Genomic DNA, 13089 nt, shown 5'->3' with positions numbered 1-13089 from the left:
CGAACGGAAAGTTCAGCCCACGGGCCCAGACCAGATACGACCTCGGGCTGATGTCTGCAATGCGGTGCACAGGAAAGGATCGTGCATACCACCGAGGCCGCACACCGCTCAGGAGCTGATGAATGGACTTGCACACCAGTGACTTCCTGCCGGTTGCGACCGCTGCGAGCGTCGTACTGTTGGCCGTGGCCGCGTGGACACCCCGCCCGGTCCGTGCCGCGTGGACTACGGCTGCGGTCCTGTTGACGGTGCTGTGTGGAGCGACAGCGGTGATAGCGCAGGGCTGGCGTTGGCAGTACTGGCCAGTGTCCATTGCTGCCGTCGTGACGGGTGCGATTGCGTGGTATCGACTGAGAGTGGTGCCTGCCCCACGTTCGAGCGGCCGATGTCGTGGGAAACGCATGGTCGCCGGGATGGTAGCCACCTTGTGCGTCGTTCTGAGTGGCCTCAGCGCCGTGTCCGCTTGGGCTTTCCCGGTCGTGGTCGTTCCTGCACCCTCTGGACCCGCGGCGGTCGGGACGACGGTTGTCGAGTTGGTGGACGAGCGGCGCGAGGAAACCGCGACGCCGGCACCGGACGACCGGAGATTCGTGACGGTGCAGCTGTGGTATCCCGCCGCCCGAGGCGGCGGGCCGGATGTACCCCTGTTCGGGCGTGACGACAGCGAGGCGCGAACGGTCGCCGACGAAATGGCGCAGATGTACGGCATGCCGTCGTTCGTGCTGGACGACGCGGTGAAGGCCCGGAGCAGGTCAGCTCTGGACGCGTCCCCCGCGCCCGATGGATTACGTTGGCCAGTCGTGCTGTTCTCCCCGGGGCTGGGCGGGGTGCGGACCCAGAGCACGGTGTGGGCACAAGAACTCGCGAGTCACGGCTACGTCGTGGCCGCCGTCGACCACCCGTACGACTCCGGAGTCGTGGTCCGACGTGACGGGACAGTGGTGCGCAGCACCGTGACCGCAACGGGCAACGATTCCGAAGACGAGCGCAGGGCAGCGGTGTGGACGGAGGTACGCGCGGCGGACCTCCGGTTCGTGCTCGACGCACTGGAGAACATCGATTGTGGTCAGCTATCCGACGTCGGCGCTGCAGGGCTACTTGCCGGTCGGCTCGATGTGGATCGCGTGGCGGTGGCCGGTCACTCGCTGGGTGGCGCCGCTGCGCTACTCGCCGCCGCGCAGGACAACCGATTCGCCGCCGCGATCAACGTGGACGGCCTTCCTCGCGTTGCTTTCAAAGGGCGGTCCCCCGTCCTTGCTCTCGTGTCGGGGCAGGGAACCGGCAGTAGTGATGGGGATGAGCGCTATGCGGATGCGCTCGGGCGGGTGTTGGACACTGCTGCCGAACCCAGCTACCGGCTCACTGTCGCTGGCGCGGGGCACCTCGGGTTCACCGACGCACCGCTGTATCTCCCGCCTATTCCTGCGCTGCTCGGGACGCTGAAACGTGAAGAGAGCCTGCGGATCCCAGCCGAGGCATCGCGCGCGTACCTGGACGCCGTGCTCCGCGGACAGGGCAATGGGCTCACGACCACGCTCGCCGAGCTCGGAGCGCTGGATCAGCCGTCATAGGTGCGGCGCTGTCGGCCAACCCAGGAAGGGAATCTATGAAAACGATCGACACAGGTCTGCGGACGGACTTCTCGCGAAGGCCGGCGCTCGAATCCATCCGCGCCACGCTGCGGCGGATCGTCGGGCACGTCATCTCACCGGGCCGTATCGCTGCCCCGGTCGCCCTGGCAGTGCTGGTAGGTCTGGGCGCCCTGAGCGGCCCGGAGGCACATGCGTCCGAGGTCACCCAGCGCAGCTACACCAATGCGGCGGGCACCCGCGACTACTACCTACACGTCCCGCCCGGCGACCCGGCGGGCAAGCCCCTGATGATCTACCTGCACGGCTGCACCGATCCGCAGGCGCAGTTGGCCGGCAACGGATTCGCTCTGACGCGGGTCGCCGACGAACTGGGCTTCGTTCTCGCATACCCGATCCAGACCCGAGCGGCCAACGAGCGCCACTGCTGGAACTGGTTCGATCCGGCCAACCAGCAGCGCGAGGCCGGTGAGCCGTCGATTGTGGCGGGCATCACCAACACCCTGATCGAGGAGTTCGGCATCGATCGCGACCGGGTCTATGTCGGCGGATACTCTGCGGGCGGCGGCATGAGCACGGTCATGGCCGCCACCTACCCGGACCTGTATGCCGCGATCGCGCCGATGGCCGGAGGGCCGTACGGGATCAACCCGCGGCCGCCACACGCGGACCTCACCGGCGCCGGCATCGTCGCGGCCATGGGCACGCGCGCCCGTCCGGTCCCCGCCTTCTTCCTACAGGACCTGGCTGACCAGACCAGCCTCTACCCGATCGGGCGCGCCAACATCCTGCAGTGGCTCGGAGCCGACCGGCGTGCGGGCAACCTCACCCTCGCGGACACCCCTACCGCTGTTGCCACCACCACCGACCCGGTGCCCGCGACCATCGAGCACTACTCGAACCAGGGCTGCGAGCTGGCCCAATTCCTCACACCGATCGGACCGGATCACATCGGCGGCGGGCTACTGATGCAATCGACCAACGGTCTGGCCCTGCAGCGCAGAATGATGGACTTCCTCCTGGCGCACCGACTTCCCGGCCCGCAACGAGCCTGCTGAACCCGGCCGTCCGACAACCAGTTGATCGCTACATCGGTAGCCGCCAACGGCGCGCCGTCGGTCCATGCCCTGCGATTGCGGACAAAGGATGACGACTCGGCGCAAGCCGAGCTGCTCGCACCACTGGACGCGATGAAAACGATTCTGTTCCGGATCCGCCAGAGCGTGCACGACTACCTCATGGGTCGCCGAGGACGAGTTGATGGCGGGCCAGACCGAATAAACTCTGCCGTTCGGGCACCAGGTCCGTGTGGTCGTCGAGGCTCATCATGGTGACGCCGATCAGTTCCGCGTCACCGTCGTCCTGGGCTGCGATAGAACTCCCGCATTCACCGCAGAAGTCTCGTCGGGAGTCGGGGAAGGTGTTGTACCAGACCGGTTCTCCGCCGGGTCCGGTCCATTTGAACCCGTCGCGGGGGAAATCGACCCACGACATCACCGGGCCACTGGATAGACGCTGACAGTGGGGGCAGCTACAGCTCGCCACGCTGCGGCAGAAGGGCAGCGACCCGGGCCCAGACCGCACAGGCGAAGCAGGATCGCGAACTGCTGGCGATCGTGAAACGGTGCCACCCGCAGACGCTGCGCCGGATGCGCTGGGCGAACGCGGAGTAGCAGGCCGAACCCCGCACAGGTCACGACATCGCGGTGATCCGACGCGAAGTCGTCGCGGCGCTTCCGTCAAGAGCCGTGTCGCTCGGCCTCTTCCACGATCCAAGCCGCGATCTGGACGCGGGAGGTGAATCCGAGTTTGGTGAGAATGTGCTCCACGTGTCCCTGGGCCGTACGTTGCGAGATCACGAGTTTCGCCGCGATCTGTTTGTTGGTGAGCCCTTGGGCGATGAGTTCGGCGACCTGCCGCTCCCGCTTGGTCAGCTCCACCGGCGAACCCGTTGTGGGTGTCGTGCCGGTGGGCCGCTCCCCGAGGGCGTAGTTCACCGCGGCGTCCATTCCCATGCCCTGACCGCGCCGCGAGGCTGCCGCGTATTTCCTGGGGCCGATAGCGGCGCGCGTGCCCCTGTCGCATTCGTCGTGATAGTGCTCCAGTCCTGGCATACCGTGGGTGACGCTGCCTCCGTACGGCCACAGCGCCTGCGCGGCTCCCATCAGAACAGCGGCCCGCTCGGCGTCACCGTCGGTCTCCGCGATCCAGGCCATCGCTTCGAGAGCGGACGCGACGATCAATGGACTGTTCACCCGTTGGTTGACGCGCAGCGCTTCCATGAGCAGCTGTTGTGCCCGGTGCCGTTCGCCTTGGCGCCATGCCGCGATGGCGATGCCCCACAGCGCGGATGACCGGAAGAGCCAGTCGCCGCGTGCTTCGGTGATGGACAGCACTTGCTCGTGATACCCGATCGCGCGTCGCGGGTCGCCGTGCAGGGCGTTCGTCCAACCAAGCATCATCAACGTGGCAGCGTGCCAGGACTCCTCTCGATCGGCGGCGAAGAGCTCGAGGGCATGGGTGAAAAAGGAGTTGGCCTCGGCGCAGTCACCGCGGTAGAACGCCAGCATGCCGTCGGCGTAGGCGACCAGGGCTTCGGTCATCGGGGTGGCGTCCCGTTCGGCAAGTGTGTGCGCTTCCGCGACCAGTACGGCGACCGACTCGGGGTCGTCACCCAGATACAAGGCCATCAGAGTCTCGGCATGCAGGGCCTTGACCCGGTCGGGTATCGAGCGGGCGCGCGGATGGGCGAGTACGCGGTCGAGCCAGCGTCGACCTTCGCTGGTGACTCCCCGGAAGGTCCAGAAGAACACGAGCGCGCTGGCGATGTGCAATCCGGCTTCGGCCGCCTCTTCGGTGTCCTCGGCCAGGCTGTATTCGAGCGCGGTGCGCAGATTCGGCAGTTCGCGGTCGAGTCTGGCGAACCAGTCGAGCTGCTGGTCGCTGATCCACTCGGCTTCCGCGTCGAGCGCCAGACGTTGGTACCAGTCGCGGTGCCGCAGGCGCACCACCTGCTCCTCACCGGACTCCTGGAGCTTCTGCCAGCCGTAGTCCCGCAGTGTCTCGAGCATCCGGAACCGCACCACGGCATCGGTGTCGTCCGGGAGCAGGATCGACTTGTCCACCAACGAGGACAGCACATCGAGCACGCTGTCGGTCGCCGCATCGACTCCACACACTTGTTCGGCGGCGTCGAGTTCGAAACCGCCGGCGAACACCGACAACCGGGCCCACATCCGCTGCTCGGCCGGGGTGCACAGCTCGTAGCTCCAGTCGATGCACCACCGCAGTGTCTGCTGCCGCGTCGGCGCGGTGCGACTGGCTCGGGTCAGCAGCGCGTACCGATCGGTGAGCCGGTCCAGGATCTGCTCGGGCGACATCATCCGCATCCGCGCGGCCGCGAGCTCGATCGCCAGCGGCAGTCCGTCCAGGCGAGCGCAGATGCGGGCAACGGTGTCCATGTTGTCCTCGTCGAGTTCGAAGCCCGGTGCCGCGGCGGCGGCACGGTCGGCGAACAACGTGACCGCGTCGTATCTGGGCAATCCGCGCAACGACGGCTGCCTGCTCACATCCGGGACCGTCAGCGGCGACACCCGCAGCACAGCCTCGCCCGGGATGTTCAAGGGTTCGCGGGTGGTGACGAGGATCCGGAGGTCCGGACATGCCCGCAACCACGCTTCGACCAGTTCTGCCGCGGCCTCCACCACCTGCTCGCAGTTGTCCACGACGACCAGCGACTTCCGTCCGGACAGGAACTCGAGCACGACCTCGTGCAGTGGCCGTGCCGGTTCGTCGCGCAGGCCGAGGGCGTCCGCCGCCACCTCGACCAGCAGCGCGGGGTCCGCGACGTCGGCCAGCTCGATCAACCACACCCCGTCGGCGAAGTCGCGTCGCGCATTCGACGCGGCCCGCAGCGCCAGCCGCGTCTTGCCGACCCCTCCGATCCCGGTCAATGTCACCAGCCGCGAGGAGGCCAGCAGGTTCTTCACCTCCGCCACCTCGGTGCGGCGGTTGACGAAACTGGTCAACTCCAGGGGCAGAGTGCCGGTGTCCAGGCGTCCTACGTTCGCTGTCGGGCGCCATCCCTGCGCGGGCGGTCGCCCGTTGCGGTGTTCCGGTGCCGGTTCGACCGACAACGCCATCTCGTCGACCGGGAATCCGTGCCGGCGCTGCGTCTGCTGGATCGCCTCCCCGAGAGCACTCGCGGAGGGCCGTTGACGGGGATCGCGGTGCATCGCCGTCGCCACGACCTCCGACACGTCGGCGGATATACCGCTGTCCCGAAGTTCCGGCACGGGTTGGGTGGTGATCCGCGAGAACTGGGTCACCACATTCTCCCCGCTGCGCCGCTCGAACGCCGCATGCCCGGTCAACGCGCTGAACATGGTGGCACCCAGGCTGTAGACATCCGAGGCCGGGGTGGGGGGCTGTCCCTCGAGCACTTCCGGAGCGGTGAATGCCGGAGAGCCGGTCAGGGTTCCCGTCGCGGTCCGGAAACCGCCGGCGATACGCGCGATACCGAAATCGGTCAACGCGGGCTCGCCGTAATCGCTGAGCAGGATGTTTCCGGGCTTCACGTCCCGATGCACGACATCCAGCCGATGCGCGCTCGCCAATGCCCCCGCGATCTTCACTCCGATCCGCAACACCAGCTCCACCGGCAGCGGGCCTTCTTCCCGGATACGAGCATCCAGCGACCCCCACGAGTGATACGGCATGACGAGAAAAGGTCGCCCGCTCGCGGTGGCACCCACCTGCAATACCGTGACGATGTTCGGGTGCCCGGTCAGCCGCCCCATCGCCCGCTGCTCCCGGAAGAAACGCGCCCGATTCTCCTCGTCGAGCTCGGTGGTCAGAACCTTCACCGCCACCGTCCGGTCCAGCGCGGACTGGGTGCAGCGGTACACCACACCGAAACCACCCCGACCCACCTCTTCGGCGTCCTCGAAGCCGGCCGCGCTCAGTTCCTCGGCAATCGGCACAGGCACCTCACGCACTGTGCGAAACGCATCGTCCTCGCTCATCAGCGCACACCATCCGCCGGCGTGTCCCCGGCAACCAGGAACACGCGTTCACTGTTGGACAATGCACAGGGTATCCCAGGTGTCAGCGACCCCAGGTGATCATGGACGCCACCTGGTCCGGTGTTTCAGGGATTGGCGATGATGCCGAAAACCGGAAATCCGTCCGTCCAGGGACGCGGCTGAAATCGCACACGCGTCGGCCGATCCAGGGTCGACGGGGAGTCGCCCTCGATGGCGGTGTAGACCCACGGTCCCTCGTCGAGTTCGACGATCGCGATCGTCAACGGCACCGGTTCGTGGTCTCCCGCTTTCCCCCAGCGCTCGACTGTCCGCCAGGACAAGATCGAACCCACGCCGGACGACGCGACCGCCTCGAGATCCGACGATCCGCACGCCGAGCAGGCAGGGGTATGCGGCGCGAACAGTGCGGCGCAGGCCGCGCATCGCTGGATGATCAGTGTGTTCTTCGCGGTTCCCCCTCGGGGATCGCCGATGCCGTCGGTGTGGTGCGGCTCGTGTCGGTACATGAAACCTCGCGATATCGGTGCTCACAGGTTCCCTACCAACATCGCCTTTCCGGGGCTTTTCCATAAGGGTCGGATGACCGCCGACATACCTGTTTTCGGTGCGATCCCCAGGTCCGGATCACAGTCGAATGCCCAACCGGCGCCGACCGTGGAGCAGAAACAGGTATGCCCCCGGCGAATCGACCCTCGCGGCGACGCCCGAAGCGGACGACACTTTCGGCAGACGCGCTAATGCGATCCCGTGAACCACAGCCACACCGGAGGGTGCGCAATCCAACAGCGATATCGCTGTGCGGGAACTGTGAACCACAAAGGCGATACGCGAGGTAACCGAGAAGTGTCAGAATCGCTTTCCGCTCGACCCGGACGGCCCCAGCCGTCACAGCTCGTCGTGCACGGTGTCTGGGAGCCGGGCTATGACGACGCGATCACCGCTTTCGGGCGGCTGTTCGCCACCGGACGTGGCGGCGGGGCGCTGTCCGTCTATCACCAGGGCCGTCCCGTCGTCGATGTCTGGACCGGCACCGCCGATCCACGCCGGGGCGTCGCCTGGCAACGTGACACCGCCGCCCTGTCGTATTCGACGTCCAAAGGCATCACGGCCACCGTGCTGCACCGGCTCGCCGAGCAAGGGCTGATCGACTACCACGCGCCCGTCGCGGAATACTGGCCCGAATTCGGCGCCAACGGCAAGAAGGACATCACTGTCGCCGACGTGCTCACCCACCGCGCGGGCCTGTCGCACGTCACCCCGTTGGCGCGCAACCTCGACGAACTGGTCGACCATCAGCTGATGGAGGAGCGGATCGCCGCGGCCGCGCCCGACCGGTGGCGCGGGATACCGGCCTACCACGCCATCTCCTTCGGTTGGCTCGCGGCCGGAATCGCCCGCGCGGTGACCGGCAAGGGGATGGGCGAGCTGTATCGCACCGAACTCGCCGAACCGCTGGGACTCGACGGTCTGCACCTCGGTTCCCCTCCGCCGTCGGCGAACATCACCCTCGCCGCCTCGCAGGGATCGCCGGTCCCGTTCGGCATCCCCCACACGGCGAACGTCCTGCGGATCGCCAGACGCCTCCCGGCCCCGGGCGCCGGGTTCGTCCGCGCCATCTACACCCACGGCATCGAGGGACTCACCTCCGGAGCCGAACCGGCCATCCTGCTCGGTGAGAGTCCCGCCGCCAACGGTGTGTTCACCGCCCGCGCCGTCGCCGCGGTGTACGACGTCATCGGCACCGACAACGCGTTGCTGTCGCGATCGCGGGTGCGGCAGATCTCGCGCGTGCGGACCTGGCTGCCGGACCGGAACCTGCTGTTGCCGATGGGCTGGCGACTCGGCTACCACGCCATTCCCGCCCCCGGCGCACCGCGCGGCTTCGGGCACATCGGGCTGGCCGGCTCGGGTGGCTGGACCGATCCCGACAGCGGCCTGGCCGTCGGCCTGGTGCACAACTGGCTCCCGGAAGCGGGCCGCCTGCCGCGCGACCAGTTCATCCTGCCGCGCCTGCTCGCGCCCATCGTGCGGGGCGCCGCCGACGCCGCGTACGGCGACGTGCCCGACCTCAGGAAGATCTCCTGAGGCCGACCTGTGCAGTGGCGTGTCAGGCCAGTGCGGTCAGCAGGTCGCGGCATGCCCGCACGCAGCGGTGACACGCTTCGGCGCAGATCCGGCAGTGCTCGTGGTGACCGGCGTGCCGATCGCATTCGCGACCGCACCTGTCGCAGGCCACGGCGCAGGCCTCGAGCAGGGCCCGGGTGGTCTCCACGCCCCCGCCGCGCCGGGACAGCACCGCGGCGGTGGCGGCGCAGATGTCGGCGCAGTTCAGGTCGGCGCGGATGCAGGCGATCAGATCGGCGACCGTCTTCTCGCTCAGGCAGGCGTCGGCGCAGAGGGTGCACGTCTGCGCGCAGACGCGGCACGCCTCGAGGCAGGCGACCAGTTCGGCTGGTGCCGACTGCTCGGTGGTGGCGGGGTGGCTGTCCATCATCTCGGCGAGAGTGCTCATTCGATCATCGCCCTTCTACCGCGTCGTGTGCCCCACGTCGCGGTGCCGGTGAGGACGGCGGGGCGCATCGGTGTCGCTCCACATCCGTCGATTCTCTCGATTCGCGCTACCCGGACCGGGGGATCTCACACCTGGTTCGGTCCGGTCCGGTCTGTCGGCGAGTCGGCGACGCGGCGCGGTCGCTCGAGGTGCGCGTCGCCGACCTGGCCGCGCATCGCGCCGCCGGGAGTGTCCGGTCAGGGAGTCGGCCCGCCGCGCCGCGCCAGAATCGAGGCCATCGCGGCCGCTGCCGCCCGCACCGACACGGCATGGGCTTCGGGCCGGAACCGGGTGGTGGGCCCGGTGAGCGAGATCGCCGCGAGCGGGTGGTCCTCGGCATCGAGAATCGCCGCCGCGACGCAGACGATGCCCGTCGTGGATTCCTCGTATTCGTAGGAGACGCCCTGCTCGAGGATTCTGTGGAGCTGGGCCCGCAGCAGTCCCGGCCCGGTGACGGTGCGCGGGGTGTACCGAGGCAGCGGTCCGGCGAGGACGCGGTCGATCGTCCTGGGGTCGGCGTGGGCCAGCAGCGCTTTGCCGATGGCGGTGCAGTACAACGGCATGCGGCCGCCGACCCGGGACGGCGCGCGCGCCTGGCGGTGTCCGCCGATCTTGCTGATGTAGACGACCTCGTCCCCGTCCAGCACGCCCAGATGCACGGTCTCCTGGGTTCGGGTGTACAGGTCCTGCATGAAGGGAACCGCCACCTCGAGCAGGGTCCGCTCGGCGGCGGCGCGCATGCCCAGCTCGAACAGGCCGCGGCCGAGCCGGTAGCCCTGCGGTGAGGTGGCGAGCCAGCGTGCCGTCACCAGGTCGCGGCAGACCCGGTGCACGGTGGCCTTGGGCAGGCCGGTACGGCGGGCGAGTTCCGACAGCCCGACCGCCTTGTCGTCGGGGGCGAAGGCTTCGAGAATGCGCACGACCCGGCCCAGAACGGAACGGTCGTCCAGCTCCGATGCGTTCATGTCGGCGATTCCTCGATTGTGGTCCATTCAGTGGACCACACTACTGGTCGTCCGAGCTGTGGCGTAGTGCACTGAAAGACATCCGATGCGAGTTCGAGAGGAAGGCCCGGATGTCAACCAGTGCCGATACGGTCGGCGCCGCGCGCGTCGACGATTCCGTCGTCGCCGCCGCCGCGGACCGATTGATCACGGCGGCCACCACGGGACGGCCGTGTGCGCCCCTGCGGGAACTGATCGGCCCCGACGACGTCGGCACCGCCTACCGCATCCAGGAACGCTTCAACGCGGCGCGGCGCGCCCAGGGCGTGACGGTCGTCGGCCGCAAGATCGGCGCGACCTCGCAAGCCGTGCAGCAGCAGTTGGGCGTGGACCAGCCGGACTTCGGCGTGCTGTTCTCCGACATGGCCTACAGCGACGGCGACGAGATCGACATCGCGCGGCTCCTGCAGCCGAAGGCCGAGGCCGAGGTCGCGTTCTTCCTCGCCGAGGATCTCGCCGAGGGCCCGCTGGACCTCGCGCAGTGCCGGGCCGCGGTCGGCTGGGCCACCGCGGCGCTCGAGATCGTCGACAGCCGGATCACCGACTGGGACATCTCCTTCGCCGACACCGTGGCCGACAACGCGTCCAGTGGCGTGTACGTCCTGGGCGCCGCGCGCGTGACACTCGACGAGTTCGAACCGGTCGAGGTCACCATGAGCATGAGCATCGACGGAGAGGTCGTCTCCACCGGCAACGGGGCGGCCTGCCTGGGCGATCCGTTGAACGCGCTGGCCTGGCTGGCGCAGAAGGCACGGGAGTTCGGCGAACCCCTGCGCAAGGGGCAGGTGATCCTGTCCGGGGCGCTGGGCCCGATGCGTCCGCTGCACCCGGGGGCGACGGTCGTCGCCACCATCGACGGCGTCGGCGCGGTGTCGGCGTCCTTCTCCACCACCTCGGAGGTTCCCAGTGAGTGAGCAGGCCGATCGCACGAAGGTCGCGATCATCGGTTCAGGCAATATCGGCACCGACCTGATGATCAAGGTCATCCGTCATTCGCGCTTCCTGGAGATGGGCGCCATGGTCGGTATCGACCCCGAGTCCGACGGCCTGGCCCGGGCCGCGCGGCTGGGCGTGCCCGTGACCCACGAAGGCGTGCACGGACTGATCGCCATGCCGGGCTTCGACGAGATCGAGATCGTGTTCGACGCGACCTCGGCCAAGGCCCACAAGGTCAATCACGACCTGCTGGCGCCGTTGGGCAAGCGACTGGTCGATCTGACACCCGCCGCGATCGGCCCGTTCGTCGTGCCCGCGGTCAACCTGGAGGACCACCTCGACGCGGTGAACGTGAACATGGTGACCTGCGGCGGTCAGGCCACCATCCCGATCGTGGCCGCCGTCTCGCGCGTCGCGCCCGTCGCCTATGCCGAGATCGTGGCCTCGATCGCTTCCAAGTCCGCCGGGCCGGGCACCCGCGCCAATATCGACGAGTTCACCGAGACGACCTCGCATGCCATCGAGGCGGTCGGCGGGGCCGAGCGCGGCAAGGCGGTGATCATCCTCAACCCGGCCGAACCGCCGCTGATCATGCGTGACACGGTGTTCTGCCTGGTGGACGCGCCCGACGCCGACGCCCACGACCGTATCCGCGCTTCGGTGACGAAGATGGTCGGCGAGGTGGCCGCGTATGTGCCCGGCTACCGGCTCAAGCAGGAAGTGCAGATCGATCCGATCCCGTCCGACCAGCCCGTGCACACGCTGCTGGCCGACGGCTCCGCCACGGTGCCGACCCACCGGGTGTCGGTGTTCCTGGAAGTCGAGGGCGCCGCACACTACCTGCCCGCCTACGCGGGCAATCTCGACATCATGACCTCGGCCGGCCTGCAGGTCGCCGAACGGATCGCACAGAACACCCAGCAGAAGGAGACCCACCGATGAGCACGACCCCGACGGTGTTCGTCCAGGACGTCACCCTGCGCGACGGCATGCACGCGATCCGCCACCGCATCACGCCCGAGAACGTCGGCAAGATCGTCGCGGCGCTGGACGCCGCCGGTGTCGATGCCATCGAGGTCGCCCACGGTGACGGCCTGGCGGGCGGCTCGGTCAACTACGGCCCCGGCTCGCACAGCGACTGGGCCTGGATCGAAGCCGCCGCCGCCAATCTGAGCCGGGCCCGGCTGACCACCCTGCTGCTGCCGGGCGTCGGAACCGTCGAAGACCTCCGGCGCGCCTACGACCTGGGTGTGCGGTCGGTGCGGATCGCGACGCACTGCACCGAAGCCGACGTCTCCGCCCAGCACATCGCCACTGCCCGCGAGATCGGCATGGACGTCTCCGGCTTCCTGATGATGAGCCACATGGCTCCGCCCGCCGAACTCGCCGCCCAGGCCAAGCTGATGGAAAGCTACGGCGCGCACTGCGTCTACGTCACCGATTCCGGCGGACGGCTCACCATGAACGGCGTGCGTGATCGGGTCCGCGCCTACCGGGACATCCTCGACGAGGGCACCGAGATCGGCATCCACGCGCACGAGAACCTGTCGCTGTCGGTGGCGAATTCGGTGGTGGCCGTCGAGAACGGCGTCTACCGGGTCGACGCCTCGCTGGCCGGTCACGGCGCGGGCGCGGGCAACACCCCGATCGAGGCGTTCGTCGCCGTCGCCGACGTGCTGGAGTGGAAGCACGGCTGCGACGTCTTCGCCCTGCAGGACGCCGCCGACGATCTGGTCCGCCCGTTGCAGGACCGGCCGGTGCGCGTCGACCGCGAGACCCTCACCCTCGGCTACGCCGGCGTCTATTCCAGCTTCCTGCGCCACGCCGAGGCCGCCAGCGAGCGCTACGGCATCGACGTGCGGACGCTGCTCATGGAAGCCGGTCGGCGACGTCTCGTCGGCGGCCAGGAGGACATGATCGTCGACATCGCGCTGACGATGGTCGCCGAACGACAGTCCGCCTGA

Annotated in this window: 11 protein-coding genes; 6 read left to right on the top strand and 5 right to left on the bottom strand. The window is 68.4% G+C overall.

What is annotated here, in order from left to right; genetic code table 11:
* The first annotated feature begins 536 nt into the window (after positions 1–536).
* Together IU449_RS06520 and IU449_RS06515 are read left to right on the top strand one after the other, a co-directional pair.
* Positions 537–1571 (top strand): alpha/beta hydrolase family protein, encoded by a 1035-nt coding sequence (locus IU449_RS06520; protein ID WP_324188234.1) that lies wholly within the window; start codon positions 537–539, stop codon positions 1569–1571.
* Between the two features lie 35 nt (positions 1572–1606).
* The gene (locus tag IU449_RS06515; protein WP_195000991.1) at positions 1607–2647 is read left to right on the top strand and encodes an alpha/beta hydrolase family esterase; all 1041 of its coding nucleotides are present in this window, start codon (positions 1607–1609) and stop codon (positions 2645–2647) included.
* Positions 2648–2825: 178 nt separating this feature from the next.
* Here the strand turns inward: IU449_RS06515 and IU449_RS06510 are convergent, their stop codons facing one another.
* The 3 genes from IU449_RS06510 to IU449_RS06500 form a co-directional block, all read right to left on the bottom strand.
* Positions 2826–3134: a GFA family protein gene (locus IU449_RS06510; protein ID WP_416382108.1), complete on the bottom strand. Its 309-nt coding sequence runs from the start codon at positions 3132–3134 to the stop codon at positions 2826–2828.
* A gap of 194 nt (positions 3135–3328) precedes the next feature.
* Positions 3329–6577, bottom strand: a complete 3249-nt coding sequence (locus IU449_RS06505) for a protein kinase domain-containing protein (protein ID WP_416382107.1) — start codon at positions 6575–6577, stop codon at positions 3329–3331.
* Between the two features lie 161 nt (positions 6578–6738).
* The gene (locus IU449_RS06500; RefSeq protein WP_195000988.1) at positions 6739–7140 is read right to left on the bottom strand and encodes a Zn-ribbon domain-containing OB-fold protein; all 402 of its coding nucleotides are present in this window, start codon (positions 7138–7140) and stop codon (positions 6739–6741) included.
* A 337-nt stretch (positions 7141–7477) separates the two neighbouring features.
* Here IU449_RS06500 and IU449_RS06495 point away from each other — a divergent pair, with 337 nt between their 5' ends.
* Positions 7478–8719, top strand: coding sequence for a serine hydrolase domain-containing protein (locus IU449_RS06495; protein ID WP_324188111.1), 1242 nt, complete (start codon positions 7478–7480; stop codon positions 8717–8719).
* A 22-nt stretch (positions 8720–8741) separates the two neighbouring features.
* Here IU449_RS06495 and IU449_RS06490 read toward each other — a convergent pair whose 3' ends face one another.
* Complete coding sequence (locus tag IU449_RS06490; RefSeq protein WP_195000987.1) at positions 8742–9146, bottom strand: four-helix bundle copper-binding protein; 405 nt, start codon at positions 9144–9146, stop codon at positions 8742–8744.
* Between the two features lie 236 nt (positions 9147–9382).
* Positions 9383–10150 (bottom strand): IclR family transcriptional regulator, encoded by a 768-nt coding sequence (locus IU449_RS06485; RefSeq protein WP_195000986.1) that lies wholly within the window; start codon positions 10148–10150, stop codon positions 9383–9385.
* Positions 10151–10260: 110 nt separating this feature from the next.
* Between IU449_RS06485 and IU449_RS06480 the strand changes: the two genes are divergently transcribed.
* From IU449_RS06480 to dmpG, 3 genes are read left to right on the top strand one after another with little or no spacing between them, the layout of a single operon-like run.
* A complete protein-coding gene (locus IU449_RS06480) occupies positions 10261–11103 on the top strand; it encodes a 2-keto-4-pentenoate hydratase (RefSeq protein ID WP_195000985.1) in 843 nt (280 codons plus the stop codon).
* Entirely contained in the window at positions 11096–12067 is a 972-nt protein-coding gene (locus IU449_RS06475) for an acetaldehyde dehydrogenase (acetylating) (RefSeq protein ID WP_195000984.1), read from the top strand. Before IU449_RS06480 ends, IU449_RS06475 begins: the two co-directional genes overlap by 8 nt.
* Positions 12064–13089: a 4-hydroxy-2-oxovalerate aldolase gene (dmpG, locus tag IU449_RS06470; protein WP_195000983.1), complete on the top strand. Its 1026-nt coding sequence runs from the start codon at positions 12064–12066 to the stop codon at positions 13087–13089. The genes IU449_RS06475 and dmpG overlap by 4 nt, the downstream gene beginning before the upstream one ends.

The organism is Nocardia higoensis, from assembly GCF_015477835.1.
In the GTDB taxonomy this organism is placed as follows: Bacteria; Actinomycetota; Actinomycetes; order Mycobacteriales; family Mycobacteriaceae; genus Nocardia; species Nocardia higoensis_A.
The sequence above is the reverse complement of the archived record's forward strand: the minus strand, read 5'-3'. Positions and strand labels throughout refer to the sequence as shown.

What these genes read in the sequence shown, in the direction of transcription:
- IU449_RS06480 (WP_195000985.1), top strand. Translation starts at nt 10,261, where the DNA reads ATGTCAACCAGTGCCGATACGGTCGGCGCCGCGCGCGTCGACGATTCC.
- dmpG (WP_195000983.1), top strand. Translation starts at nt 12,064, where the DNA reads ATGAGCACGACCCCGACGGTGTTCGTCCAGGACGTCACCCTGCGCGAC.
- IU449_RS06485 (WP_195000986.1), bottom strand. Translation starts at nt 10,150, where the DNA reads ATGAACGCATCGGAGCTGGACGACCGTTCCGTTCTGGGCCGGGTCGTG.
- IU449_RS06515 (WP_195000991.1), top strand. Translation starts at nt 1,607, where the DNA reads ATGAAAACGATCGACACAGGTCTGCGGACGGACTTCTCGCGAAGGCCG.
- IU449_RS06500 (WP_195000988.1), bottom strand. Translation starts at nt 7,140, where the DNA reads ATGTACCGACACGAGCCGCACCACACCGACGGCATCGGCGATCCCCGA.
- IU449_RS06490 (WP_195000987.1), bottom strand. Translation starts at nt 9,146, where the DNA reads ATGAGCACTCTCGCCGAGATGATGGACAGCCACCCCGCCACCACCGAG.